The sequence below is a fragment of the Centipeda noxia ATCC 43541 genome, assembly GCF_000160555.1.
Lineage (GTDB): Bacteria > Bacillota > Negativicutes > Selenomonadales > Selenomonadaceae > Centipeda > Centipeda noxia.
The window spans coordinates 440,214-465,075 of the sequence record NZ_GG749279.1; the positions used below are offsets into that span (position 1 = coordinate 440,214).

The 24,862-nt window shown below is 52.0% G+C and carries 26 protein-coding genes and 1 riboswitch; of the genes, 2 read left to right on the top strand and 24 right to left on the bottom strand.

Annotated features, from left to right (window positions below; genetic code table 11):
- Positions 1-14: 14 nt before the first annotated feature.
- The 7 genes from rpsA to rpsU all read right to left on the bottom strand — a co-directional run bounded on the left by rpsA (position 15) and on the right by rpsU (position 6,045).
- Positions 15-1,169, bottom strand: a complete 1,155-nt coding sequence (rpsA, locus tag HMPREF7545_RS03500; RefSeq protein WP_006694298.1) for a 30S ribosomal protein S1 — start codon at positions 1,167-1,169, stop codon at positions 15-17.
- Positions 1,166-1,996, bottom strand: coding sequence for a 4-hydroxy-3-methylbut-2-enyl diphosphate reductase (gene ispH / locus HMPREF7545_RS03505; RefSeq protein ID WP_006694299.1), 831 nt, complete (start codon positions 1,994-1,996; stop codon positions 1,166-1,168). Before ispH ends, rpsA begins: the two co-directional genes overlap by 4 nt.
- A gap of 126 nt (positions 1,997-2,122) precedes the next feature.
- A complete protein-coding gene (gene guaA, locus HMPREF7545_RS03510; RefSeq protein ID WP_006694300.1) occupies positions 2,123-3,679 on the bottom strand; it encodes a glutamine-hydrolyzing GMP synthase in 1,557 nt (518 codons plus the stop codon).
- 21 nt (positions 3,680-3,700) lie between these two features.
- Positions 3,701-4,192, bottom strand: a complete 492-nt coding sequence (locus tag HMPREF7545_RS03515; protein WP_006694301.1) for a regulatory protein RecX — start codon at positions 4,190-4,192, stop codon at positions 3,701-3,703.
- Entirely contained in the window at positions 4,189-5,238 is a 1,050-nt protein-coding gene (gene recA, locus HMPREF7545_RS03520) for a recombinase RecA (protein ID WP_006694302.1), read from the bottom strand. Before recA ends, HMPREF7545_RS03515 begins: the two co-directional genes overlap by 4 nt.
- Positions 5,239-5,343: 105 nt before the next feature.
- Entirely contained in the window at positions 5,344-5,787 is a 444-nt protein-coding gene (locus HMPREF7545_RS03525; protein WP_006694303.1) for a GatB/YqeY domain-containing protein, read from the bottom strand.
- A 75-nt stretch (positions 5,788-5,862) separates the two neighbouring features.
- Positions 5,863-6,045 carry a 30S ribosomal protein S21 gene (gene rpsU / locus HMPREF7545_RS03530; protein WP_005841552.1) on the bottom strand — a complete coding sequence of 61 codons (183 nt, stop codon included), beginning with the start codon at positions 6,043-6,045 and terminating at the stop codon, positions 5,863-5,865.
- A 317-nt stretch (positions 6,046-6,362) separates the two neighbouring features.
- Between rpsU and HMPREF7545_RS03535 the strand changes: the two genes are divergently transcribed.
- On the top strand, positions 6,363-7,280 hold the full coding sequence (locus HMPREF7545_RS03535; protein WP_006694304.1) for a metal ABC transporter substrate-binding protein: 918 nt from the start codon (positions 6,363-6,365) through the stop codon (positions 7,278-7,280).
- A gap of 60 nt (positions 7,281-7,340) precedes the next feature.
- Here the strand turns inward: HMPREF7545_RS03535 and HMPREF7545_RS03540 are convergent, their stop codons facing one another.
- The 6 genes from HMPREF7545_RS03540 to HMPREF7545_RS03565 form a co-directional block, all read right to left on the bottom strand.
- A complete protein-coding gene (locus tag HMPREF7545_RS03540; protein WP_006694305.1) occupies positions 7,341-8,189 on the bottom strand; it encodes an ABC transporter ATP-binding protein in 849 nt (282 codons plus the stop codon).
- Positions 8,170-8,967, bottom strand: a complete 798-nt coding sequence (locus tag HMPREF7545_RS03545; RefSeq protein ID WP_006694306.1) for an ABC transporter ATP-binding protein — start codon at positions 8,965-8,967, stop codon at positions 8,170-8,172. Before HMPREF7545_RS03545 ends, HMPREF7545_RS03540 begins: the two co-directional genes overlap by 20 nt.
- Before the next feature lie 18 nt (positions 8,968-8,985).
- Positions 8,986-10,551: an ABC transporter substrate-binding protein gene (locus tag HMPREF7545_RS03550; protein ID WP_006696061.1), complete on the bottom strand. Its 1,566-nt coding sequence runs from the start codon at positions 10,549-10,551 to the stop codon at positions 8,986-8,988.
- Positions 10,552-10,562: 11 nt separating this feature from the next.
- Complete coding sequence (gene nikC / locus HMPREF7545_RS03555) at positions 10,563-11,375, bottom strand: nickel transporter permease (protein WP_006694308.1); 813 nt, start codon at positions 11,373-11,375, stop codon at positions 10,563-10,565.
- A complete protein-coding gene (gene nikB / locus HMPREF7545_RS03560; protein ID WP_006696060.1) occupies positions 11,372-12,316 on the bottom strand; it encodes a nickel ABC transporter permease in 945 nt (314 codons plus the stop codon). The genes nikC and nikB overlap by 4 nt, the downstream gene beginning before the upstream one ends.
- A gap of 140 nt (positions 12,317-12,456) precedes the next feature.
- A riboswitch (cobalamin riboswitch) is annotated at positions 12,457-12,682 on the bottom strand.
- 117 nt (positions 12,683-12,799) lie between these two features.
- A complete protein-coding gene (locus tag HMPREF7545_RS03565; protein ID WP_006696059.1) occupies positions 12,800-14,137 on the bottom strand; it encodes an MATE family efflux transporter in 1,338 nt (445 codons plus the stop codon).
- A 164-nt stretch (positions 14,138-14,301) separates the two neighbouring features.
- Between HMPREF7545_RS03565 and HMPREF7545_RS03570 the strand changes: the two genes are divergently transcribed.
- A complete protein-coding gene (locus tag HMPREF7545_RS03570; protein ID WP_006694311.1) occupies positions 14,302-15,060 on the top strand; it encodes an HAD hydrolase family protein in 759 nt (252 codons plus the stop codon).
- A 52-nt stretch (positions 15,061-15,112) separates the two neighbouring features.
- Here HMPREF7545_RS03570 and purD read toward each other — a convergent pair whose 3' ends face one another.
- The 11 genes from purD to HMPREF7545_RS03625 form a co-directional block, all read right to left on the bottom strand.
- Positions 15,113-16,372 (bottom strand): phosphoribosylamine--glycine ligase, encoded by a 1,260-nt coding sequence (purD, locus tag HMPREF7545_RS03575; protein ID WP_006696058.1) that lies wholly within the window; start codon positions 16,370-16,372, stop codon positions 15,113-15,115.
- 10 nt (positions 16,373-16,382) lie between these two features.
- Complete coding sequence (locus tag HMPREF7545_RS03580; protein WP_006694313.1) at positions 16,383-16,976, bottom strand: IMP cyclohydrolase; 594 nt, start codon at positions 16,974-16,976, stop codon at positions 16,383-16,385.
- A complete protein-coding gene (gene purN / locus HMPREF7545_RS03585; protein WP_006694314.1) occupies positions 16,973-17,605 on the bottom strand; it encodes a phosphoribosylglycinamide formyltransferase in 633 nt (210 codons plus the stop codon). The genes HMPREF7545_RS03580 and purN overlap by 4 nt, the downstream gene beginning before the upstream one ends.
- The gene (purM, locus tag HMPREF7545_RS03590; protein ID WP_006694315.1) at positions 17,598-18,647 is read right to left on the bottom strand and encodes a phosphoribosylformylglycinamidine cyclo-ligase; all 1,050 of its coding nucleotides are present in this window, start codon (positions 18,645-18,647) and stop codon (positions 17,598-17,600) included. The genes purN and purM overlap by 8 nt, the downstream gene beginning before the upstream one ends.
- 6 nt (positions 18,648-18,653) lie before the next feature.
- Complete coding sequence (purF, locus tag HMPREF7545_RS03595) at positions 18,654-20,105, bottom strand: amidophosphoribosyltransferase (protein ID WP_006694316.1); 1,452 nt, start codon at positions 20,103-20,105, stop codon at positions 18,654-18,656.
- A 5-nt stretch (positions 20,106-20,110) separates the two neighbouring features.
- On the bottom strand, positions 20,111-20,824 hold the full coding sequence (purC, locus tag HMPREF7545_RS03600; protein WP_006696056.1) for a phosphoribosylaminoimidazolesuccinocarboxamide synthase: 714 nt from the start codon (positions 20,822-20,824) through the stop codon (positions 20,111-20,113).
- Between the two features lie 56 nt (positions 20,825-20,880).
- Positions 20,881-21,369, bottom strand: a complete 489-nt coding sequence (purE, locus tag HMPREF7545_RS03605) for a 5-(carboxyamino)imidazole ribonucleotide mutase (protein ID WP_006694318.1) — start codon at positions 21,367-21,369, stop codon at positions 20,881-20,883.
- A 107-nt stretch (positions 21,370-21,476) separates the two neighbouring features.
- On the bottom strand, positions 21,477-22,427 hold the full coding sequence (locus HMPREF7545_RS03610; RefSeq protein WP_006694319.1) for a chemotaxis protein: 951 nt from the start codon (positions 22,425-22,427) through the stop codon (positions 21,477-21,479).
- An 88-nt stretch (positions 22,428-22,515) separates the two neighbouring features.
- A complete protein-coding gene (locus HMPREF7545_RS03615; RefSeq protein WP_006694320.1) occupies positions 22,516-23,418 on the bottom strand; it encodes a CvfB family protein in 903 nt (300 codons plus the stop codon).
- A gap of 3 nt (positions 23,419-23,421) precedes the next feature.
- Complete coding sequence (gene rsfS / locus HMPREF7545_RS03620) at positions 23,422-23,769, bottom strand: ribosome silencing factor (RefSeq protein WP_006694321.1); 348 nt, start codon at positions 23,767-23,769, stop codon at positions 23,422-23,424.
- Positions 23,766-24,830 (bottom strand): LCP family protein, encoded by a 1,065-nt coding sequence (locus HMPREF7545_RS03625; RefSeq protein WP_006694322.1) that lies wholly within the window; start codon positions 24,828-24,830, stop codon positions 23,766-23,768. The genes rsfS and HMPREF7545_RS03625 overlap by 4 nt, the downstream gene beginning before the upstream one ends.
- Positions 24,831-24,862: the final 32 nt, after the last annotated feature.

The window sequence follows — 24,862 nt, forward strand, 5'->3', positions numbered from 1 at the left end:
ATTCGCAATCCGACTTACTTCAGCCAATCGAGATGCGCTTCGACCTGACCTTCCGTGTTCTCGCTTGCTTCTGCCTTTTCTGCCTGGCTCTCATCCACATATTTCTTAACATCCGCAGCATCTGCATCGCGCTTTGCCTTGGTGATCGAAAGTGAAATACGCTTACGTTTTGTATCGATGCGGAGTACTTTAACCAGTACAACATCACCTGTATGAACAGCCTCATCTGCACGCTCAATACGCTTTTCAGCAAGCTCGCCCATCGGAATAAGCCCATCGAATCCCGGTTCGATCTCCATGAACGCACCAAAGTCCGTCAGCTTGATAATCTTTCCTTCAATGAAGTCACCTTCTGCGTACTGCGCTGCCTTCTCGACCCACGGATCCGGAAGAGTATCTTTCACCGAAAGAGAAATACGCTTTGCTTCGCGGTCTACACTCTTAACATAGACATCAAGTTCCTGACCGACCTCGAGCACCTCTGAAGGATGCTTCACACGATGCCACGCAAGATCCGAGATATGAGCAAGTCCATCTACACCGCCAATGTCGATAAACGCACCGTAGTCGACAAGACGCTTAACCGTACCGCGTACAACCTGCTCCGGCTCAATAGCCGAGAACACAGCCTCTTCCTTTTCTGCTCGGTCACGCTCGAGAAGTTTCCGACGTGAAAGAACAAGGCGACGCTTCTGTACATCAACCTCGATGATCTCCGCTTCAACCGTCTGATCAACATAAACAGATAGATCCTTGACGAAGTGCAGTTCCATCTGGGATGCCGGAATGAATCCTCGTAGCCCCATAACGTATGCGACAAGACCGCCCTTGACTTCTTTCGCGATCTTCGCCTCAACTGTATCGCCATTTGCCTGAATCACTTCGATATCCTTCCAAGCCGCCATCTTATCGGCCTCAACCTTGGACAGGCTACCGCCATTATCTCCACCAAGCGACTTGATGTAAACATCAATCTCGTCGCCGACTTTCACAACATCGCGTGCATCATCCGGCGCAGGAACGGCAAGATCCCTCTTAGAGACAGGAATTTCCTGTTTGTATCCGATATCAACGTATGCTTCATCGCGGGATACCTGAACGACTACCCCTTTGACGACCGTACGCTCTTGGATATCGGGCATATCCTCCTGTTCCAAAAGTTCTTTCATGCTCTGCTCTGACACTGTTTATAAACCTCCTTGATAATCCAGTCCGGTGTAGAAGCTCCGGCTGTAATACCAATTTTATTAACATTATTCATCCATTCGTCTTGTAGCTCAGCTACAGTCTCAATGTGATATGTTCTGCACTTAGTGGCGCATAGTTGGGCAAGCCGCGTCGTATTGGCACTGTTCTTTCCGCCGACGACAAGCATCATGTCCACCTTTTCGGCAAGCTCCAAAGCTGCCGTTTGGCGCATGTCTGTCGCCGTACAAATCGTACGCAGAATTTTGATGTCACGCGATTTTTCCAAAAGACATGACACAATACTCCGAAAGCGATCACTTGAAAAAGTTGTCTGACAAACGACCCCGAGCTTTCCGCATTTCGGCAGCGCATCTGCCTCCTCCTCGGTCTCGATAATACGTGCGCCATGCTGGGTCCATTCGAAAATACTCTTGACTTCCGGATGTTCCTTCTCTCCAACAATAACGACAGTATATCCTTCCTCGGACAGCAGTTTTGCCGAGAGCTGTGCTTTTTTGACATGCGGACAGGTTGCATCCACCAGTTCTAAACCGCGTGACTCTGCCTCCTCATACACCTTTGGCCCCACTCCATGCGAGCGGATGATGACAAGACCATCCTCCATCTCCCCGAGTGAAGCAACAGTCCCAACGCCTTCATTTTTTAGACGCTCAACCATCTGCGGATTATGAATGATCGGACCAAGCGTACTGGAAGTACCATCTGGAGAGGCATTCTCTCTGGCGATCTCAATAGCGCGCTTCACACCATAACAGAATCCCAGATATTCAGCTAAAATAACCTCCATAGACCTCACCAGAAGCGTGTAACGATTCTCGGCACCTACACGCAGACAACCCCTATCCACACAATCTGCCTAACAGTATAACACGCCTGCTTCGCACGCGCAAATAAAATTTATTTTTTTTCTGCACTATTCGAGTTCGATCGTCCCGGGCGGCTTGCTTGTGCAGTCGTAAAGTACGCGATTGACTCCCCGAACTTCATTGACAATGCGGGTGGTGACCTTTGATAAGATCTCCCATGAGAGCTGCGCTGCCTCTGCCGTCATAAAATCGCTGGTCTCGACCGCACGTAGGACAACCGCGTAGTCATATGTGCGTCCATCGCCCATGACGCCGACGGAGCGCATATTCGTGAGCGCGGCAAAATACTGGCCGAGATTCTTCTGTATTCCAGCATTTGAAATCTCCTCGCGGTAGATAGCATCCGCTTCCTGCACGATACGTATCTTCTCCGGCGTAACTTCACCAATGATACGGATGCCGAGACCGGGCCCAGGGAAGGGTTGACGTTCGACAAGATGATCCGGGATGCCGAGTTCACGCCCTGCCGCACGAACTTCATCTTTGAAAAGCAAGCGAAGCGGCTCGACAATCTCTTTGAAGTCTACATGATCTGGAAGGCCTCCGACATTGTGGTGCGACTTGATAACGGCAGATTTGCCGAGCCCGCTCTCAATGACGTCGGGATAGATCGTCCCCTGTACAAGAAAGTCAACGGCACCGATCTCACGCGCCGCTTCCTCGAAGACACGAATAAATTCCTCTCCAATGATCTTTCGTTTCTGTTCCGGCTCTGTTATGCCCCTCAGTTTTTCATAGAAACGGTCCTGCGCATTGATACGGATGAAATTGACATCATAGACACCCGAACTGCCAAAGACCGCCTCGACCTCATCCCCCTCGTTTTTGCGCAGGAGTCCATGGTCCACAAAGACGCAGGTGAGCTGACTTCCGATCGCCTTAGAGAGCAGAACTGCCGCAACAGAGGAATCGACACCGCCTGAGAGCGCACAGAGCGCACGTCCCGAGCCGATTTTTTCGCGCAATTCCTCCACAGTCTTTTGAACAAAAGACTCCATACGCCACGTACCGGTACATCTACAGATACCATAAACGAAGTTTCGCAGAATCTCCGTACCGTTTTCCGTATGCATGACCTCGGGGTGAAATTGTACAGCGTAGAGACTTTTAGCAGGATTCTCCATAGCGGCAATCGGGCAGACCGACGTGGTTGCCGTTGTATGGAACCCGGCAGGAAGTCGGCTGATATAATCCGTATGACTCATCCAGCAGATATTTTTTGCAGGGATTCCCGTAAACAAAAGAGAGGACGGATCTATCATATCCACTTCGGTTCTGCCGTATTCGCTGATTGGCGCGGTCTCGACATGACCGCCGCATAGATGAGCCATGAGCTGCGCCCCGTAACAAATACCGAGCACAGGAACGCCAAGAGAAAAAAGTTCCTTTGGAGCCGTCACTGCCCCTTCCCCATAGACGCTGTTCGGCCCGCCAGTCAAAATGATCCCGCGCGGTGCGAGCCCGCGTATGTGTTCTAAGGAAATTGTATGAGGATATACTTCACAGTAGACGTGATTCTCTCGCACACGGCGTGCAATGAGCTGATTGTATTGTCCTCCGAAGTCGAGTACTAAAATCATCTCTGCAGCATCGGATCTATTCATAGTGGAAGTACCTCTCTCGTATTATGCTTCTGCAGTTTCCGTAAAATGCCGGACGGCACTGTGTGACACATCGATCGAAAATCCTTTTTGATAAAGGTTCGCCATCATCTTCTGGGCAGTGTCCGTCGGTTTATGCTTCATTGCAAGGATACGTTCTGCCACTTCGACCTCCCGCTCAAAGGTATCATGGGGGACCACACTCCACACCAGATCATGATCAAACCCTCTCTGTATCAGTTTGGCACATATCTGGCGAACAGAACTGCGGCGCTCATTGTAAAGGTACATAAACTGCTCGGCGCAAAGCTCTGCATCGTTAAGATATCGATGTTCAACGAGCCGTGCAATCGCGGCATCAATCTCTTCGCCAGAGAAGCCCTTGCGTTCGAGCTTCTCACGCAGCTTTTTCTCGCTGTGTGCCTGCCGTGCAAGATAGTCAACAGCGGTCGCAAGCGCTGTTTTTACAGCAGTCTTCGCTTTCCGTTTGCACGGCATATTCTCTTCTAAACTCATTCAGGCACACCCGCCGAATTCTCCTGAGCGGCGGATTCCGGCTTTGCCAAGAGTTTCCCTCGGATCTTTTCTTCAATCTCTGCAATGATATCGGGGTTCCCTTCTAAAGTAATTTTGGCATTTTCCTTTCCCTGACCAAGGCGCGTACCGTTATACGAGTACCATGCACCACTCTTCTCCACGATATCTAGGTCAACTCCCATATCGATGATACTGCCGAGACGGGAAACACCCTCTCCGTACATAATATCAAACTCTGCCGTTTTAAAGGGTGGTGCGACCTTATTCTTAACGATCTTGGCCCGCGTACGATTACCAAGAGATTCGGTTCCCTGTTTAATAGAATCCGCACGACGTACGTCAATACGCACAGACGCATAGAATTTTAATGCGCGTCCACCCGTCGTCGTCTCTGGATTACCGTAGGTCACACCAATCTTCTCACGCAGCTGATTGATAAAGACGGCAACCGTGCGTGTCTTGCTGATAATACCTGTGAGTTTTCGCATCGCTTGACTCATAAGCCGCGCTTGAAGTCCAACATGCGAAGAGCCCATATCCTCATCAATTTCTGATTTCGGTACGAGCGCCGCAACCGAATCCACAACGATGATATCGATCGCGCCGCTGCGTACCAGTGCATCCACGATCTCAAGCGCCTGCTCTCCCGTATCCGGCTGGGAGATAAGAAGATCCTCGATATTCACCCCCAGCTTTCGTGCATATTCGGGATCAAGAGCGTGCTCCGCATCGATAAATGCGGCAATTCCGCCGGCTTTTTGTGCTTCAGCGATCATGTGGAGCGTAACTGTTGTCTTACCCGAGGACTCCGGCCCGTACACTTCAATAATTCGCCCACGGGGAATTCCACCAACGCCCAGCGCTATGTCAAGGGGAAGAATACCGGTCGAGATGACTTCGATATTCATATTTGCCTTGGCCTCTCCGAGACGCATAATAGACCCTTTTCCATGTGTTTTCTCAATCTGCTTAAGTGCATTCTCGAGAGCTTCTTCACGCGCTGTTCTCTTATCTTTCTCTGCCATATTATCCGCTCCTTCACAGTCTTTTATTTTCTTTTCAATTATACGAAAATCCCCACTCTTTTGTCAAAGGAATACGCGGGGATTTCTGACAGTCGGGAGAATATATTATTTTAAAAGTGAGCGAATGATTTCGTTGACGAGCTTTCCATCCGCACGCCCTTTTATGCGAGGCATAAGAACCCTCATGACCTTTCTCATATCCTTTGCAGTTGCTGCGCCAACCTCGGCAACTGCCTTCTCTGCAATCTGCTTTACCTCGTCCGGACTGAGCGGGGCAGGCAAATAGGGCGTCAGGATATCGATCTCCGCTTTTGTCTTTTCAACAAGATCGGCACGCTTTCCACGCTCAAATTCCTCAATAGAGTCACGACGCATTTTCACTTCCTTCGCAATAACATTGATGATCTCATCATCGTTCAATGTCTTCTTTCCGTCAATTTCTGCCTGACGTACGGCACCGCGAACAAGGCGAATTACGGAGAGGCGCGCCTTCTCCCCTTGCTTCATAGCAGCCTTCATATCAGCAGTGAGCAGCTCCATCAATGACATTATATTTCATCCTTTCCCAGTAATTACCGAAAAGAAAGGCATCCGCGGCACAGCGTCCACGGATGCCTTTTGCAATCAGCCTCTGTATTTGCGTTTACGCGCTGCCTCAGACTTCTTTTTGCGGCGAACGCTCGGTTTCTCGTAATGTTCACGTTTGCGAACCTCGGCAAGAGTGCCGGCTTTCTGTGACATACGCTTAAAGCGGCGGAGAGCACTGTCGATCGACTCATTCTTGCCGACCTTGATTTCATTTGCCATGCATTTCCCTCCCTCCACACGCGGAGTAGTATTATGTCAATAAATGACACGAACATATTATACTCTATTGAGATAATCTGTGTCAATCATTGAATATAATTTTCATAAAATGCTCATTCAATCAGTAATGCTATTATATGAGTGATATATAACCATTGAATAAATGAACAGATTTAAGTATATAGTATTGTTCAATAGATAATATTTATATTTTCTTCCTGATTGTATTGACATTCTATCTCAGTTTGCGTTATAGTTCTTTTGCGAGATTTAACCCAATCTACCAAATGTTCAAAGTTTAAGGAGATCTATTACCCATGCGCAGCGCAGCAAAAATTCTATCACTCCTGCTCCTGGTTCTCTCCCTTGCCCTTGTCGGGTGCGGCTCCGGAACCAAGACAGCGGATCAGCCGGCGGATAAGAAGGCAGCAGAGCCGTTCCGTATTGTCACCTCGTTTTATCCGATGTATGTTGCAGCGATCAATATCACCGACGGAATCGACGGTGTTGAGGTCCACAACATGACAAAACCGCAGACCGGCTGTCTCCATGACTACCAGCTCATGACCGAGGATATGAAGACCCTCGAAAATGCCGATGCCTTCATCATCAACGGTGCAGGCATGGAGGACTTCATGGACAAGGTAACCGAGCAACAGAAGAAGCTGAAGGTCATCGATGCCTCACGCGGCATTGAGCTCATCCATGATGAGGAGGGCGACAACCCGCACGTCTGGCTCAGCGTCACGGATGCCATCCAGCAGGTGCGCAACATTGCAGATCAGCTCAAGGAAGCAGACCCTGCCCACGCAGATGCCTACGAAAAGAACGCGGCGGCATACATTGAGAAGCTCACGGCACTCAAGACGGAGATGCATGCGGCTCTCGACAACGTTCCGCACAAGGATATCGTAACATTCCATGAGGCATTCCCCTACTTCGCAAAGGAGTTCAATTTCAACATCATCGGTGTCATCGAGCGCGAGCCCGGCACGGAGCCGACGCCGACGGAGCTCCAGGAGACGATCGAACAGGTCAATGCGCTCCCCTCGAAGGTTCTCTTCACAGAGCCGCAGTACTCCCCTGCCGCAGCCGAAACCATTGCGCGCGAGACAGGCGCAAAGATCTACACGCTTGACCCCGTTGTCACCGGCGAGGCAACACCCGCTGCAAAGACGGCATATCTCGACACCATGCGCAAGAACATGGAGACGCTGAAGAAGGCGCTTCAGTAAGCAGTACAAATCACCGCATCAAAAAACCCGGCGAGTTTTCGCCGGGTTTTTCATTTGGAATTATCCTGCGTTTGTGACCTGATCCGGCATCTCCATCTCCGGGACTTCGATGCGCGGGGCCTTGCCCTTCGGCAGAAGGGTGAACACGGACTTCAGAAGCTTTTGCGTGTACGGATGCTTCGCCTGTGCGAGATCTTTCCCGTCCAGCTCCTCCACAACCTTGCCGAAGTACATGACGACGACGCGGGTGCAAAGACGTGAGACAAGCGCAAGATCGTGGCAGATAAAGAGAATCGTCAGATTCCGCTCGCGTTGGATGCGGACAAGCAGCTCCACGATTGTTTCCTGTACGGAAACATCGAGTGCACTCGTTGCCTCATCGCAGACCAGAATCTCAGGCTCGAGCGCAAGCGCACGCGCGATCCCTACGCGCTGACGCTGTCCGCCGCTCATGTTTGCGGGGTAACGTTCAGCGAACTCCTCGGGCAGATCAACGAGACGCAGCAGCTCTGCAGCCTTGTCCCGCGCACTTCCTTCGAGAAGGCCAAAGTTCCGAAGCGGTTCGCAGATGATGTCCTTGATCTTCATCTTCGGATTGAACGAGGTCGTCGGGTCCTGAAACACCATCTGGATGTTGCGCCGCATATTGCGCGCATCCTCGCCCTTGAGCCCGGTGATCTCCTGGTCTTTAAAGAAGATCTGCCCCTCCGAAGGCGGATGCAGCTGCATCAATGTGCGCACCAGTGTACTCTTTCCGCAGCCGCTCTCACCGACAATGCCGAGAATATCTCCCCGATAGACGGGGAAAGTCACGTCATCGCATGCCGTGAGCACCTTGCCGCCCTCCAGAGGAAAGCGCTTCGTCAGGTGTTCGATGCGCAGAATTGTCTCACGCGCCGATGCTGTCATAACGCTCCCCTCCAATCTGCGGCACTGCACGCAGAAGTTCTTTTGTGTAGTCCTTCTGTGCGTGCTCAATCACCTCTTCGGCAGTGCCGTGCTCAACGACACTGCCGTTCTGCATGACCATGATCTGATCCGACATATAGGCGGCAACGCCGAGATTGTGTGTCACAAGAACGATCGACGTGCCGTCTTTCTGACAAATATCCATCATCTCGTTGACGACCTGTGCCTGTGTGGTCACATCCAGTGCAGATGTCGGCTCATCGGCGAGCAGCAGGGCCGGCTTGAAGAACATCGCCATGGCGACGCCGACACGCTGACGCATGCCGCCTGATAGTTCAAACGGATGGCACTTCATGACATTGGCAGGATTGGAGAGGTGCATGCGCGCCAGCATATCCTGAGCCTGCGCAGCAGCCTCCTTCGCCCCCATATCATCATGTGTCTGAATGTACTCAACAAACTGCTCGCCGATGGTCCGAATCGGATCCATCATGCTGCCGCTGTCCTGGAAGATCATCGCGGCGGTCTTGCCGCTCACGTGACGCCAGTCCTCTGCGGAGCACTTCGTCATGTCCTTCCCGTCATAGAGGATCTCACCAGCCGTTACCCTGCCGACATGCGGCAGGCAGCCGAGCATCGCCCGAATGACGGTAGTCTTTCCGCTGCCGCTTTCGCCGACAATGGTCAGCACTTCCCCGTCCTTGAGAGTGAAGTCCACACCGTGCACCATTTCCGTGCCTTCGTATGCGATTTTGAGCCCTCGCACCTCAATTAACATTCGGGCTTCTCCTCCTTATTAGTTCGCAGGCTTAATTGCGCTTGTGACCCAGTAGTAATCTGCCGGATGCATGATTGCACCCGTAATCCTCGTCGAACTGACAATGTTCGTCTCAGGGTAGCCGAGGAACAGTGCCGCACCGTCATTGAGCAGGATCTGCTGCATCTCGATCATCAGCTGACGGCGCTTTGCCGGGTCAAATTCAACGGCAAGAGCCGCACACAGCGCATCATACGAGGGGTTGCTGTACCCGGAACCGTTCTGAGGGTTGTCCCCATTCACATTCGTGCGCCAGTACCAGTTGAGGTAGATCTCGGGGTCACCCGTGTTGGCTGTTGTAATGTTCGAGATCAGCAGGTCATATTCACCGCTGATGCCAATCTTGTCGAGCAGGTTGTAGTCAACTGGCTTGATTTTGACATCGATGCCGACCTTCTTCGCATCTGCCTGAACTGCCTCTGCATAGATCGGCAGCTCAGCACGGCTGTTGTAGATAACAAAGTCAACGGAAAGCGGTTTGCCGTCCTTGTCGCGAATGCCGTCGCCGTCCGTATCCTTCCAGCCCGCCTCATCGAGGAGCTGGTTTGCACGGTCGACATTGTACGCATTCGGATCAGTCAGCTGATCGAAACCATAATCAAGAGAGGGCGGAACCGGCGCCTTGCCTGGGATAAAGGTCCCCTTGAGGATAACCTCATTGTACGCCTTGCGGTCCGTCATCGAGATGAATGCAGCGCGTACCTTCGGATCGCCGAGAATGCCTTTGTTGTTGATACGGGCGAGAACTGTACGGAGAGACGAAATACGGTCAATATGGAACTTCGACGTGTCATTGAAGAGCCCAATGTCGCCGGCAGCGATGTTGACCGCCATATCGACCTCACCCGACTGCAGCGCCATCGCGCGTGTATTCGGGTCGTCGATGGACGGAATCTCAACGGTTTCATACGGTACTTCCCCATCCCAATAGTACGGGTTCTTCTTCATGACGGCCTTTTCCTTCACGAAGGATTCGCATACATAGGGACCTGTGCAGATGGGACCCTGCTTTGCAAAGTCGCGCTCCCCTTCGCTCGATACATCCACGATGAGGAAGAGAGGATCTGCAAGGAAGCCCGGCATACTTGGCGACGGCTTTTCCGTCTTGATTGTGAGTGTCTGGCCGTCCGCCTTCATCTCCGTGTACTTGAAGAAGGTCTCCGCGCGCTTGTTCTTCGCAAAGGAGCGCTCGATCGATGCCTTGACCGCCTCCGCCGTCAGTGGTTTGCCGTTTGAAAACTTAACGTTGTCACGAATCTTGAACGTCCATGTCAGCTTATCGTCGCCGATCTTCCAGCTCTCGGCAAGCCACGGTGTCGCGTTCATTTTCTCATCGAACTTGACAAGCGTCTCGCCCATGCCGTAGCGCATGACGACCCAGCTGAAATAGTTCTCGGTCGGCTCAAGCGTATCCGCAAAGTTCGTGACGCCAACCTTCAGCGTCGTCTTGTCGCCTGCGGACTGTCCGCCGCCGCAGCCCGCCAGGAGCGCCGCTGCCATACAGCATGTCAGCAGTGCCGCAAGCCATCTTTTTTTCTTTCCCATTTGTTCCTCCTTTAATTTGCCTTGCGCGGGTCCATAATATCCCGCAGACTATCTCCCCATAGATTAAAGATTGCAACTACAGAAGCAATTGCAAGTCCCGGGAAAATCATAAGCCAGGGTGCCGTCTGAATCAGCTGACGGCCCTCATTCAGCATGAGGCCCCATTCCGGCGTCGGCGGCTGTGCGCCGAATCCGAGGAAGGAAAGCCCTGCAAGCTCCATCATGAGCGCCCCAATATCAAGCGCTGCCGTCACAATGATGATCGGTATGATATTCGGCAGGATATGCCGGCGAATCATCGCAATCGGACGTGTTCCGCTCGTGATCGCTGCAGATAGATAGTCCTGCTGCTTTACCTTGAGGGTCAGACTGCGCGCCAGACGAGCATACTTTGTCCACCCCACAATAACAACGGCGAGAACCGCATTGACGGCGCTGCCGCCGAGCACACCAGCAATCGCAATCGCAAGCACAATGCCCGGGAATGCAAGGAACACATCGGTCAGACGCATGATGGCGTTGTCCACCTTGCCGCCGATATAGGCGGAGATCACACCAATCAATGTGCCAAGCCCCGACGAGATAATCACAACAATAAGCGTCATCGTAATCGAGATGCGTGCACCATAGAGAATCCGTGTGAAGATATCGCGTCCAAGCTTGTCTGTGCCAAAGTAATGTTCAGCGGACGGCGGCAGGAGTGAGTTCTGAATCTGAGATTCATACGGATCATACGACGAGATCAGCGGCGCACAGATGGCGACAAGCACAATCAGGAGAATGATGCCTGTATAGATACGAAACAGCAGCTGGTCCCGTGTCATGCCTTCGCCCCCTTCCGCAGTCTCGGATCAAGATAGGTATAGGATATATCAACAATCAGATTCACAATCATATAGAGCGTTGCAATCCAAAGGACAAACCCCTGCAGGAGCGGATAGTCGCGCATCTCAATCGCGCGCACAGCAACTCGTCCGATGCCCGGCCACGAGAATACAATCTCGATGACGGCAACGCCGCCGAGCAGCCAGCCGATGGCAAGACCGAGCAGTGTGATGAGCGGCAGAAATGCATTCGGCAGAACGTGCCGCCAGAGGATGCGCTGCATCGACATGCCGCGCGCCTTCAACCCCGTCACATAGTCCTGTCCGAGTTCCTCAAGCACCGCCGTGCGCACCTGCCGCGTATATTTCGATGAGAGCAGAATGGCGAGCGTAAAGGCAGGAAGAATCAGACGGTCCAGGCTGACCTCGCCGCCCGCAATCGGGAACAACCCCAGCTTCAGACCAAAGACATAGAGCAGAATGAGTCCCACCCAGAAACTCGGCATTGAAACACCAAGAAAGGTGAAGACGCGGATGACCTGATCGGGCCAGCGATTGCGGTAGAGTGCCGATACAACGCCTGCCGGAATGGAAATCAGCAGCATCATAATAACTGCTGTTCCTGCCAAGAGCAGCGTCCCCGGCAGGTTCTGCAGGAGTTTATCCTGCACCGGCATCTTCGCCGAGTAGGAACGCCCCATATCCCCATGTACCACGCCATTCAGCCAGCTGAGATACTGTTCGTGAAAGGGGCGATCCAGCCCCAGCTCATGACGTGTCCGCACAATCGTTTCCTGGGAAACAATTGTGTCACCTGTCTCCAGGATCGCATCCACAGGATCCCCCGGCGCAATGAATGTCAAGCTGAAGGTCAGAAAACTGACGCCCAGCAGGGTAATGACCATTTGCGCCAGGCGCATTAGGATTGCTTTCGCACTCAACTCCCCAACTCCTTTTTTGATAATTGCATACTAAAACCGCTTATCTCATAAGAGAAAGCGGCACAAACAATCTGCAATAATATGTTCCTAGGCAAGGCATATCACTGTCTTATTCATCTCCCCATCTCTCGTGAGTCCAGCAATGAATCCTATTGCGAGCAGGCTTTCCGGCTCATAGATCAGCGCGTTCCTCCGCCTTCCCGGTTTACACCAGTGACTTTACGGGCACAGGCTCTGCGCCTGTGGAAGAACACTCCCTATTTACGGCTGCGGGACAGCACGGGCATCACACCCGTTTTCCTCTCATCGCACGGCAAATCTCCGCATAATACGTCGATTACCGACACTCGCAACGTACTCTATGCAATTTTAATAGAATGTTAGTCGTAGTATATCTGTATCGGACATCCTTGTCAAGATATTCATTTCAGATTATTCTTCATTTATCAGACATAAGTCCCGTTTTCTTAAAGTTATTCTTTGTTAATATTGTCCCACCCCATTATACGAATACTTTTTTTGATAAGCAGAACACAAGAGTATTGTTGCACAAACAGCTCTTATCATCTGATCAAGAGCAAGGGAAAGCCATGCTCCTTCAAGTCCCATATGTAGTTTATAGAGAAACAGATAGGTGATGATAGGACGCAATACAGTAATGCTGATAAAGGAGTACACAGCGACTTGTATTGTCCTGCCGCTGGCACGCAAAATCCCCGCACAAACCATCTGGTGTGCTTCAGGAAAGCTCACTATTGCTACATAGGCAATAATAAGGCTGCCGAGTGGAATCAGTGCGGCATTGTGTGTGTAAATGGAGAAAATCTCCGTGCGTAATACAAAGGTTGCCAGGAACACCACTGTAGAAAAAAGCAAACTCCATCGTATGCCTGTCCATAGGTAGCGCCGCCATATATCGCGTTTCTCGTCATCTCGATTATGACCGGCAAGTACTGTGCTTGCCTTGCCGAGTCCGGCGCTGAAACTGTAGTAGAAATCGCAGAAATTCATGGCAATCGCATGTATAGCATAAGGAATCGTTCCAAGTTCCGCAACCATGCGCGTATAAACGACCATACCGATGCGCTCAAAGCCCTGCTCACTGAAGATGCCGCCAAACACACCAAAAAACTCGCGCAGATATGTCCGCGTCATGCGATAGCTGCCCTGCCGGAAGATGCCCCATGAGAGCAGGACACGCACACTCATGACAAACGACCAAACAGCGCCTCCTACTGTGCCGAGTGCAGCACCAAGAACGCCAAGCGCCGGAAAGGGACCAAGTCCGAAGATGAAGAGTGCGTTCAAGATGACATTGACAATATTACCTTGTATGTTGATCGAGAGTACGCTCATGGACTCCGCGCGACCGAACATCACCGCCTGCATGAGTGTTGTGACCGATGTGATAAAAACAGCCGGCAGGGTCCAAGTACCATAAATCATAGCATCCGGAAGATAATCCCACTGCGCACCCATCCAGAGGAGAATATCATTAAGAAAAACAAAAAAGAAAATATGCGCAACTCCGAGAACGATACCGACCAGAACTATTGTTTTTTTGAGGATATCCCCATACGTATCATGTCGATCCTGCCCGAATCGCTCTGCAATCAGAATGGTCACGGCTGCTGCCACCGAACGTGCTATCGTCAGGAGGATCATGCGGGGCTGCGTAAAAATACTGACGGCTGCAATTGCGCCTGTTCCAAGCGTGCCAACCATGATAATGTCGGCATTGCTCAAAAAAATCATAAGGACGCCCTCAAGCGCTGCGGGCAGTCCAATTCTAAGATAAGTTCTATCATAGGAGGTCAGCAATCTATCATCTCCCCACAACGCTTCTCGCATTTCCCTGAACAAGCTATCATAGAATAATAATACTTGTCAACAATATACACAAATATGAATTGACTTTCTCCATCAAATCATGTAGGTTTAGCCCATATGAGTTTATAAGTGTACGTGAAGGAATAATATCATCCATGAAAATAGCTTTCAGTGACTATGACGGCACACTCTCCGTTTCAGACACAGGCGTCACGGCAGAGACTATCGAGGCCATCCATGCGTGGCGCAGTTCCGGAAATAAGTTCGGCATTGTGACCGGGAGGAGTTACGACCTCATCGCTATGGAAACAAACAGTCATAAAATTCCAGTCGACTTTTACATCTGTTGCAACGGCGCGGCAATTCATGAACCGAACGGAAAGCCGATCACATCGACGTGCCTCCTGCACGAAGCGATGGCTCAGCTCTTCGACTCATCACATATTCGTACGTATGAGGGCGGCATGCTCTTCTTTACGCCGGAGCGCTCATATAGCTATGGTCTCCGTGAGGATATTCCTGCCCCCTTCCTTACACCGATTCAAAACATTGAGGATGTTCTATGTTTGAATAATGTCATCCAAATGGGCATGATGTTTTGCGATCGTGAAGCAGCCGTCGCAGCCTTTTCCTCAATTGATTCGGATTTCCCCAATATGTTTACAGGGAATATAAATCGTCAGTTTCTCGATCTCAATCATGCCGGAGTGAACAAGAGTACGGGCATCGCTTCTCTTGTTCATGAGAGAGGCTGGGAAGAGCGAGAGCTGCTCATTATTGGAGACGACCGCAACGATCTCACGATGATTGAGGCATATAAAGGCTTTACGGTCAGTCATGCAGAGCACTTTATGCATGACGCAGCATATGCTGTTTATGATTCTGTCGGCGCCATGCTACGCGATTATCTCTAAGCAAATAAAAATATCGGGCCTGCCGAAATATCTCGGCAAGCCCGATATTTTTTTAACGATTCAATGCACGATGCGCAATATCTTTGCGATGATATTCACCTTTGAAAGAGATCTGATCTACTGCGTCATAGGCAGATTGAACTGCCGAAGCAATATCCTTTCCCATACCGACGACGCCGAGTACGCGCCCTCCGTTCGTTACAATTTTCCCATTCTTCTTTGCTGTTCCGGCATGGAATACAAGAGCACCAAGCTTTTCGGCATTTCCTATGCCGTAAATCTCGTTTCCTTTTTCATAAGAAGCAGGGTATCCTCCCGCTGCCAGCACGACACAGACCGCTGCACCGTCTTTCCATCGAATGGGAACATCGGCAAGAGTCCCGCCTGCACAAGCGTGCATAATCTGGACCAGATCCCCATCGAGAAGAGGAAGAACCACCTGCGTCTCCGGATCGCCGAACCGCGCATTAAACTCCACAACCTTGGGTCCGTCTGCCGTAATCATCAGGCCGAGGTAAAGGCAGCCACGATATGCCCGCCCTTCCTTTTCCATGGCGGAGATTGTCGGCTTTAGTATCTCCTCCACGGCACGCTCCGTCAGCTCCGGCGTCATGACTGGTGCTGGCGCATAGGTTCCCATTCCCCCTGTATTCGGACCCTTGTCCCCATCAAAGGCACGCTTATGGTCCTGTGCACTGATCATAGGGCGAATCACCGTTCCGTCTGTAAAAGCAAGAAGAGAGGCCTCCTCACCTTCCATGAATTCCTCGATAACGACACGTGCTCCCGCATCGCCGAATGAGTTGTGCTCCATGATTGCATCAACGGCATCAAGTGCTTCCTGCTCTGTCATGGCGACGACGACACCCTTTCCGGCCGCAAGGCCGTCGGCTTTGACAACAATTGGGGTTCCTTCGCTGCGAATATACGCACGTGCAGCTTCCGCCTCAGCAAAGACTTCATAGCGGGCAGTTGGAATCCCGTACTTCTTCATGAGATCCTTTGCAAACGATTTCGAGCCCTCGATCTCTGCTGCGTTTGCACGGGGGCCAAAGGCAGGAATACCGGCAGCTTCGAGATCGTCTACAAGACCGTTCATCAGGGGGACTTCAGGGCCGACAACGACGAGACCGATGTCCTTCTCCTTGGCAAATTGCAGGATCGCCGCATTATCGGTGACAGCGATATCCGTCATCTCACCCATGCCCGGATTGCCGGGAATCGCATATATGCGCTCTGTTTGAGGGCTTTCGGAGAGCTTCCAAAAAAGAGCATGCTCACGGCCGCCTGATCCGATTACGAGAATGTTCACGTTGCTATCCTCATTTTTCCAGCTGCTGTGCAAGATACGCATTGATCGCAGCATCATAATCTGCCGTATGCGCAAACGCCTCATAGGCAAGCCGCATCCGCGTCATACCGTCAACTGCACCATCCTTGCGTATCTTTTCCGCAATCTCCGCATATCGTTCAGGATTTGTAATCACGGTGACAAATTTAAAATTCTTTGCCGCCGCACGAATCATCGCAGGCCCTCCGATATCAATCTGTTCAACAGCCTCTGCAAGCGTTACATTTGGATTTGCAACCGTCTCCTTAAACGGATAGAGATTGACCGCAACAAGATCAATAGGCGTGATCTTCAGCTCGCGCAGAGCTTTCTCATGGCTCTGGTTTCCTCGTACGGCAAGAATCCCTCCGTGAATAAACGGATGCAAAGTCTTGACGCGGCCGTCCATGATCTCCGGAAATCCCGTCACATCGCTGACATAGACGACGGGTATGCCGGCCTCACGCAACGCTCTCATCGTTCCGCCCGTGGAGACGATCTCTACCCCTGCCGCATGCAGCACACGCGCAAACTCCACAACGCCGGTCTTGTCGGATACGCTGATCAGGGCACGCTTTATCTTCATAATGCTCCTCCTTCACCGGCGGGCAGAATATGCACCTGCCGCCCGTCCGTATGCAGTCTTCCTTCAATATAGAGTTTGATTGCCTCGGGGAATATCCGATGCTCCTGCTCGAGAACCCGGGCGGCAAGGGTCTCCTCTGTATCGCCCTCCAGAACGGGAACCGATGCCTGAAGTATAATGGGACCGGAGTCCGTGCCCTCGTCCACGAAATGCACGGTACATCCGCTGACCTTCACCCCGTAGGCGAGTGCATCACGATGCGCGTGCGCCCCAGGGAAGCTGGGCAGAAGTGCCGGATGGATGTTCAGGATACGGCCCGTGTAGGCATGTACAAAAAGTGGCGACAGGATACGCATAAATCCCGCAAGCACAACCAGCGTCACACCGTGCGCATACAGCTGCTCCAGAAGCGCACGTTCAAACGCATCGCGCTCCGCATAGTCCCTGCGGACCACAGCAATGGCGGGGATTCCCTTCTTCCGTGCACGTTCGAGCGCATAGGCATCTGCCTTATCAGCGATGACCACGGCAATCTCCGCGTGTATACTGCCATCCTCAATAGCGGCGATAATAGAGGCAAGATTAGAGCCGCGGCCCGAACAGAGAACGCCAAGTTTCTCCTCACGCATCAAAGACACCGCCCTTGATGACGACTTCATGTCCGCCTTCTGTCACACGGCCGATCCGATAAACAACCTCATTCTGGGCCTGCAGATGCCCCTCAATGCACGCCGCCTCCTCCGGCGAAGCAATGAGGACCATGCCGATGCCCATGTTAAACGTACGGTACATCTCCGGCCAGTCCACATTGCCCCATTCCTGGAGCAGGCGAAATATGGCAGGCATCTCCCATGCTGTGCCGTCCACCTCTGCTCCCATGTCCTCCGGCAGGGCACGGGGAATGTTCTCGTAGAATCCGCCGCCTGTAATGTGCACCATACCGTGGATGTCAAACATACGGATGAGCGGAAGACAAATGCGCGGGTAGAGCCGCGTCGGCGTCAGGAGTTCCTCGCCGATCGTTCGGCCGAGTTCCGCCATGTACTCATTCCCCTGGAAGCCCTTGTGCTCAAAGACAATTTTACGCACCAGCGAGTAGCCGTTGGAGTGAACCCCCGAGGAGGGCAAACCGAGCAATACATCACCGGCCTGCACACGCGCACTTGTAATAAGTTTTGACCGTTCCGCAACGCCGACGGAGAACCCTGCGATATCGTATTCGCCCGCGGGATAGAACCCCGCCATCTCTGCCGTCTCACCGCCAATCAGGGCACAGCCGGACTCCCTGCAGGCACGGGCAACACCCGTGACTACTGCAGTGACCTGATCTGGTTCGAGTTTTCCAACAGCAAGATAGTCGAGGAAAAAGAGCGGCTCTGCCCCTTGTACGAGAATGTCATTGACGCACATCGCAACCGCATCCTGCCCAATTGTATCATGCTTATTCAGCATAAAGGCAAGGCGCAGCTTTGTGCCGACCCCATCCGTACCGGATACGAGAACCGGTTCTTTATATTCCTTCGTATTAAGGGCAAACAGTCCGCCGAAGCCGCCAAGATCCCCCAGCACCTCGGAACGATAAGTCGCGCGTACGCAGTCCTTGATCATGGATACGGATTTATTTCCCGCATCAATATCGACGCCTGCACTGCGGTAGGTCATTTTCTCCATCGGTTCTCAGAGCTCCCTTTCACGCTGTGCAATCTGCCGCCGTTCCAAAATAATCTTATCGTCTTCGTCGAGCTCGGCATCCTCTTCGGGAACCGGGTATTTATTATTGAAGCATGCATAACACATATGATCCGGATTGAGTGCGGAAACACACTGCCGCAGCCCATCAATCGAGATAAAATGCAGAGAATCTGCTCCAATAAAAGAACAGATTTCATCGACACTCTTGGTTGCTGAGATGAGTTCCTTGCGGACAGATGTATCGATTCCGTAGTAACAGGGGTCCGTAATGGGCGGACTGCTGATGCATACATGGATCTCACGCGCTCCGGCATTCCGCAGGAGGCGTACGATTTTGCCGCTCGTCGTTCCGCGCACGATGGAGTCATCGACCATGATGACGGATTTCCCTGCAACGACGGAACGCACCGGACTAAGCTTGAGCTTGACCGCTGCATCACGCTGTTTCTGCGTCGGCTGAATGAAGGTACGCCCAATGTAACGGTTCTTGATGAGGCCTTCGGCAAACGGAATCCCAGCCTCATAGGAGAATCCAGTCGCTGCCGTCGTCCCGGAATCCGGTACAGAAATAACGACATCCCCGCGAAAACCGGATTCGCGCGCCAAAACACGCCCCATCTCAAAACGCGCTGCATGGACGCTCTGTCCGTCAATGATAGAGTCGGGACGTGCAAAATAAATGTATTCAAAGATACAAGAGGCCACATCCTTGCCGTTAGAAAAACGATAGGATTTAAGACCGTCGCTGTCCATAACAACCATCTCACCCGGCAGAACATCGCGCACAAACTCTGCGCCATTGACATCAAGGGCGCAGGTTTCAGAGGACAGAACCCATCCGCCGTCCGGTGTCCGGCCGATGCAAAGAGGGCGAAACCCCTGCGGGTCGCGCACACCGATGAGTTTATCCTCCGTCATGATGGAGAGACAGAAGGCCCCGCGCACAACACTGACCGCCTCAAGAATTCGTTCCTCGACGGACGGCTTTTGTGAACGTGCGATAAGATGGACAAATACCTCTGTGTCAATTGTCGTCTGAAATACCGTGCCCTTAGACTCAAGATCGCGGCGAATCAGCGCGGCATTCGTAAGATCGCCGTTATGAGCCAGCGCGAGAGCGCCGCCCGCATAGTTAACACGCAGCGGCTGGGCATTCGCCGCGAGGCTGAACCCCGTTGTTGCATAGCGCACATGACCGATAGCAATTTTTGCGTTGTCAAGACGCGGAAGCTGCTCGCGAAAAACTTCGCTGACCAACCCCATGCCTTTTTTCACATCAATCCAATCGCCATCGGTGAGCGCAATGCCTGCACTCTCCTGTCCGCGGTGCTGGAGCGCAAAGAGGCCGAGGTACGTCATCTCAGAGACATCTTCCGTTGGGGAATATACCCCATAGATGCCGCACTCTTCCTTCCACTTTGGCACTTTTTCGTACATCGTGCTTATGCTTCTCCCGTCAGCCTGTGGAGCATCTCCTTATAGGCATCCTCGACGTTGCCAAGATCGCGGCGGAAACGGTCCTTATCCAACTTTTCCTTCGTATCACTGTCCCAGAAGCGACAGTTATCCGGTGAAATCTCATCGGCAAGGATGATATTTCCGCTGGCATCTTTACCGAATTCAAGCTTAAAATCAATGAGGTCCACGCGCTTCGTCTTGAGGAACTTTGTCAGAATATCGTTGATCTTCAGTGACATGCGCTCGATCTCATCAAGATCTTCGTCTGTAGCAATCTTCATGGCACGAATATGATAGCGGTTGAGCATCGGGTCACCGAGATCATCGTTCTTGTAACAATATTCGATGATGGGGAACGGCATAGGTACGCCCTCCTCCAAACCAAGGCGCTGAGCGAGCGACCCTGCCGCAACATTGCGGATAATGACCTCAAGCGGGATAATCGTAAGTTTTTTTACAATCATCTCGCGATCATTAGGCATAGAGATGTAGTGGTGACGAATGCCTTCCTTTGCCAATAGGTCAAAGAAAAATGCTGTCATCTTGTTGTTCATGACGCCCTTGTCTGCAATCGTTCCGCGCTTTGCTCCATTTCCAGCGGTCGCGTCATCCTTATAGTAGACAAGATATTCATCCGGATTTTCCGTCGCGTAGATAATCTTTGCCTTACCCTCGTAAAGAGCTTCTTTCCGCTCCATCACAAGCCTTCCTTTCATTCTGTTTCAATATAAATTTACCATAATAGCGCAATCAATCAGAGCTGTGCGGCCACACGGTCTGCCTTCGCCTCAACCTCAAGCACCATCTTCTCCCGATAGTCCATCAATGCTTCTGCAATTGATGCATCATATACGGCAAGAATCTCCGCCGCAAATATGGCAGCATTTTTTGCTCCATTGATCGCCATAGATGCTACGGGTACTCCCGAAGGCATCTGTACGGTGCTGAGCAGCGCATCCATACCATTCAGAGGAGTCGCGTTGACCGGAATGCCGATAACAGGTTTGATCGTATAGCTTGCAACAACACCTGCCAGATGTGCCGCGGCACCTGCTGCAACAATGAATGCCGCGAAGGCCTTGTTGTGATCCGCTTCCATAACGAAATCACGAACATTTGACGGCGTACGATGTGCAGATGCAACCTTGACCACAGGTTCAATGCCAAACTGCTTTAAGAGCTCAACTGCAGGCTTCAAGATTGGCCAGTCGGAATCGCTTCCCATGAGGACCGCTACCTTCATTTTACCATCTCCTTGGTCTCTATGATAACGAGATTTTATAGTCATGTCAATAGAACGAAAAAGGACTGCTGCAGTACATGCAGCAGTCCTCCAAACAAGAGAAGATATTAAGGTTTATTTGTATCATCGTGGAGCGGTGCACCGAATGTCAATGTATCCAAGAGGTTGATCAGCTGATTGATCTCCGGCTTCGAAACCTGCCCCGACGCCCCGAGGCTGTCCCCCTTTCGCCTCATCTCCTCACTGATAAGAGAGGAAAAGAGGACGAGAGGAACATTGCTGAGACGGTCATCCTCGCGCACGAGCTTCAGCAGGCGATGGCCGTCCATCTTCGGCATCTCGATGTCTGAGATGATAATGCGTACATGATTTTCGATCGGGCCGTTTTTGCGGGAAAGATCCTGTAAATAGTCCCACGCGTCCTGACCATTGCCAAAGTCGCGAATGAATTTATAACCTGCCTCATGAAGCGTTGAGACCAGGAGATCACGCAGCATCTTTGAATCCTCCGCCACAACGACATGTGCTGCGCCGCGGCGCGTCTTGGCATCCTGCGGAGCCTCTGCTACCGTCGTAAGCTTTTGATTGATTTCAGGATTGATCTCTGCAATGATCGTCTCAAAGTCAAGCAGGAGAACTATGCGGTCCTCCATCTTGATGATGCCGACCACACGCGAACCTTCGCCGACATTCGGTGCAGGCTCCATGTTTTTCCATGAGATACGATGAATGCGATAGACATTCCCGACGAGGAATCCGATGTCGTAGTTATTGATCTCCGTGACGATAATGTTCTGAAGCTCATCCGTCGTCTGGAGATTGAGACAGCGCGCCATATTAACAAGAGGCATCGCTTTTCCACGCAAGGTAAACAAGCCGTCAACATAGGGATGTGCCTCGGGCATTGTTGTCACTGGTGTCCGCGTAATGACCTCGCGCACCTTTGCAACATTGATGCCGTAGTTCACCTTCCCTATGCTGAACTCGACAATCTCAAATTCGTTTGTCCCCGTCTCAAGCAGGATTCCCTTTTTTTCTTCGATAACCGTATCTGCCATTTATCTCTCTCCCCCTACTCGTAAACATTGTTTGCTATGCTCTCTATTCGCCCTTTGGGAAAAAATTCCTTCCTATCTTTAAAAAAAATTAAGAGTTTTTCTTGCGCTCCAGTAAATATGTCCATCCATTGCGCTGCTCAATACGTCCTTCTTTAATGAGTCTGCCAAGCGCACGCTTGAATGCCGCTTTGCTGATATGGAAGCGGTCCTGGATAATTAAAGGAGAGGTAGCGTCAGTATAGGGAATTTTCCCATCATGTGCATCTAAAAGTGCAAGAATGATCTCAGCATCCTCTATCCGTGCTGTTTCCTTCGGCGGGCGCAGCGAAGCGTTGAGCCGGCCGTCCTCACGCAGATAGGTCACACGCATCTCGACCGTCTCACCGACACGCGGACGACGCGGTGCTTCACGGTGATCTATGAAGACGATATACCGCTCCTCTGTAAAGGCAAAAACTCCGCGCTCCGTGATATTGTAGATTGATCCCTTCAAGCGGTCTCCCACACGCACTCCCTCGGCAGGACGGGATGCACGCCGGAGTTCGTCCTCGACCTCCATTGTCACAGCAAGACGCCCGGACTTGTCCGTATAGAGCTTCGCCCATACGGTCTCTCCGACCTGAGGCCGCCCGCGCATGCCCGCATATGGCAGGAAGATACCGCGTTCGGCACCGACATCGAGAAAGGCCCCCTCCTTCGTGACATTAATCACGCGCAGACGGGCAACCTGTCCTTCCTTCATGCGCGGTGTGCGCATACTCGCAGTGAGGCGGCGCTTCGGATCGAGATAGAGGAACACGCGGACGCGGTCGCCGATCTTCACGGGCGCTGTCTGCTGAACTGTATGCAGAAGAATATCGTCACTCGTATTCCCTGTCTCCGCATCAAGAAAGACGCCCAGTTCACTCGCGCGGACGGCAGTGAGTTCCGCCACCTGGCTCGGCCCGTATTTGCGCGGGAGTTGTTCCGGCCTGCGCGTTCGCTCCTGCATCAATTAGGACTCCTCGTAGGGAGTAAGCTTCGCATCCCCCCACAAGCGCTCCAAGGCGTAGTATTCACGCGCCTCCTGCTGGAATATGTGCGCAACGGTGTCGCCGTAGTCGAGCAGCACCCACTCGCCCTCACGATAGCCTTCCTTGTGCAGGAACGAAATACCGGCCTCCTCCATTTTTTCCTCAATATTGTCTGCGATGGCGCGCACCTGCGTTGCCGTATTTGCAGAGCAGATCACAAAATAATCGTTCGTCGACATAAGTCCGATCATATCCATCTGCACGATATCGCGCGCCTTCTTCTCATCTGCCGCACTGCAAATCGCACGGCATTTTTCCTGCTCTGTCAATTCTGCCCCTCCTGGTTCTCTGTACCCGCCTCCGGCGGGAAAAGTTCATGAATAATTTCGTCCGCAGCCGTGCGGTCCATGATCCAAACGGTATCATCATCCCGCGAGAAATCTCCCGGGAGCATGATTGTACGCGGCGGTTCAATGCTCAATTTCCGAATGACGTTGCCGATGTGCACCGAGTCAAAGAGTTCCGCACTGGTCGTGACATTATGCTTCAGGATATCTGCAATCGCAGGAATCTTGGGCAGTGTATCCACGCGCAGCAGCTTCGCATAGAATGCCTTGACAAACTTTTGCTGGCGCTGCGTGCGCCCGAGATCACCAAGATCATCGCTGCGGTAGCGGAGGTAATGCTCTGCTCCAACGCCGTCCAAATGACGGTACCCCTGGCGCATATGGATGGAAAGCCCTGCTTCTGGATCGTCGTAGTCCATATTCCGCTCAACGTAGAGATCAATCCCGCCGATGGCATCGACAATCTGCCCGAATGTTGCAAGATCAATCACCACGTACTGATGAATCGAGATATCGAACATTTGATTAATCGTCCTGACCATCAGTGGTGCTCCGCCGACGGCATAGACATTCGCGAGACGCGTCTCCCCCTTGTTCTGCGCCATCGGTGCCCACGTATCACGAGGGATGTTGAGGATGCGCACCTTGCCCGTTGCGTTCTCCATGCTGATAAGCAGGATTGCATCGGCACGCGTTTCCTCCACATTGTCCATATTGACGGAATTATCGAGGCCGAGCACCAGCACATTGGTATAGCCGTCAAAGCGCACATCGACCGCGCCGCGGTTTTCCTCCTGGCGGATCAGATATGCCTCGTACATGTCCCGTACATCACGGTATGCCTGAACGCTCCACCCGATCAGATAGTATCCCGCAACACTGACGCTGACAAGGAGGACAATCGTAGAGATCAGCCGAAAAAGGCCGCGGAGAAATGCCCTGCGGCGGCGGCGCGTGCGCTGGCTGCGCCGTTTTTTAATATTTTCACGCGAATTCTCGCTTGCCAGCTGTGCGGCAAGTTCCTCCGCATCGTATTCCGACATGATCTCCCCCTTCCTCCCATGTGTTCCGATGC

Coding starts and splice junctions, on each gene's coding strand:
- purN (WP_006694314.1), bottom strand. CDS start 17,605: ATGCGTGAGGAGAAACTTGGCGTTCTCTGTTCGGGCCGCGGCTCTAAT.
- HMPREF7545_RS03535 (WP_006694304.1), top strand. CDS start 6,363: ATGCGCAGCGCAGCAAAAATTCTATCACTCCTGCTCCTGGTTCTCTCC.
- HMPREF7545_RS03570 (WP_006694311.1), top strand. CDS start 14,302: ATGAAAATAGCTTTCAGTGACTATGACGGCACACTCTCCGTTTCAGAC.
- HMPREF7545_RS03625 (WP_006694322.1), bottom strand. CDS start 24,830: ATGTCGGAATACGATGCGGAGGAACTTGCCGCACAGCTGGCAAGCGAG.
- HMPREF7545_RS03550 (WP_006696061.1), bottom strand. CDS start 10,551: ATGGGAAAGAAAAAAAGATGGCTTGCGGCACTGCTGACATGCTGTATG.
- recA (WP_006694302.1), bottom strand. CDS start 5,238: ATGGCAGAGAAAGATAAGAGAACAGCGCGTGAAGAAGCTCTCGAGAAT.
- HMPREF7545_RS03540 (WP_006694305.1), bottom strand. CDS start 8,189: ATGACAGCATCGGCGCGTGAGACAATTCTGCGCATCGAACACCTGACG.
- HMPREF7545_RS03525 (WP_006694303.1), bottom strand. CDS start 5,787: ATGTCATTGATGGAGCTGCTCACTGCTGATATGAAGGCTGCTATGAAG.
- purM (WP_006694315.1), bottom strand. CDS start 18,647: ATGGAGAAAATGACCTACCGCAGTGCAGGCGTCGATATTGATGCGGGA.
- ispH (WP_006694299.1), bottom strand. CDS start 1,996: ATGGAGGTTATTTTAGCTGAATATCTGGGATTCTGTTATGGTGTGAAG.
- nikC (WP_006694308.1), bottom strand. CDS start 11,375: ATGACACGGGACCAGCTGCTGTTTCGTATCTATACAGGCATCATTCTC.
- HMPREF7545_RS03545 (WP_006694306.1), bottom strand. CDS start 8,967: ATGTTAATTGAGGTGCGAGGGCTCAAAATCGCATACGAAGGCACGGAA.
- HMPREF7545_RS03580 (WP_006694313.1), bottom strand. CDS start 16,976: ATGAAGATAAAGCGTGCCCTGATCAGCGTATCCGACAAGACCGGCGTT.
- purE (WP_006694318.1), bottom strand. CDS start 21,369: ATGAAGGTAGCGGTCCTCATGGGAAGCGATTCCGACTGGCCAATCTTG.
- purF (WP_006694316.1), bottom strand. CDS start 20,105: ATGTACGAAAAAGTGCCAAAGTGGAAGGAAGAGTGCGGCATCTATGGG.
- HMPREF7545_RS03515 (WP_006694301.1), bottom strand. CDS start 4,192: ATGAGTTTAGAAGAGAATATGCCGTGCAAACGGAAAGCGAAGACTGCT.
- purC (WP_006696056.1), bottom strand. CDS start 20,824: ATGGAGCGGAAAGAAGCTCTTTACGAGGGTAAGGCAAAGATTATCTAC.
- rpsU (WP_005841552.1), bottom strand. CDS start 6,045: ATGGCAAATGAAATCAAGGTCGGCAAGAATGAGTCGATCGACAGTGCT.
- rpsA (WP_006694298.1), bottom strand. CDS start 1,169: ATGAAAGAACTTTTGGAACAGGAGGATATGCCCGATATCCAAGAGCGT.
- HMPREF7545_RS03610 (WP_006694319.1), bottom strand. CDS start 22,427: ATGGCAGATACGGTTATCGAAGAAAAAAAGGGAATCCTGCTTGAGACG.
- HMPREF7545_RS03615 (WP_006694320.1), bottom strand. CDS start 23,418: ATGCAGGAGCGAACGCGCAGGCCGGAACAACTCCCGCGCAAATACGGG.
- guaA (WP_006694300.1), bottom strand. CDS start 3,679: ATGAATAGATCCGATGCTGCAGAGATGATTTTAGTACTCGACTTCGGA.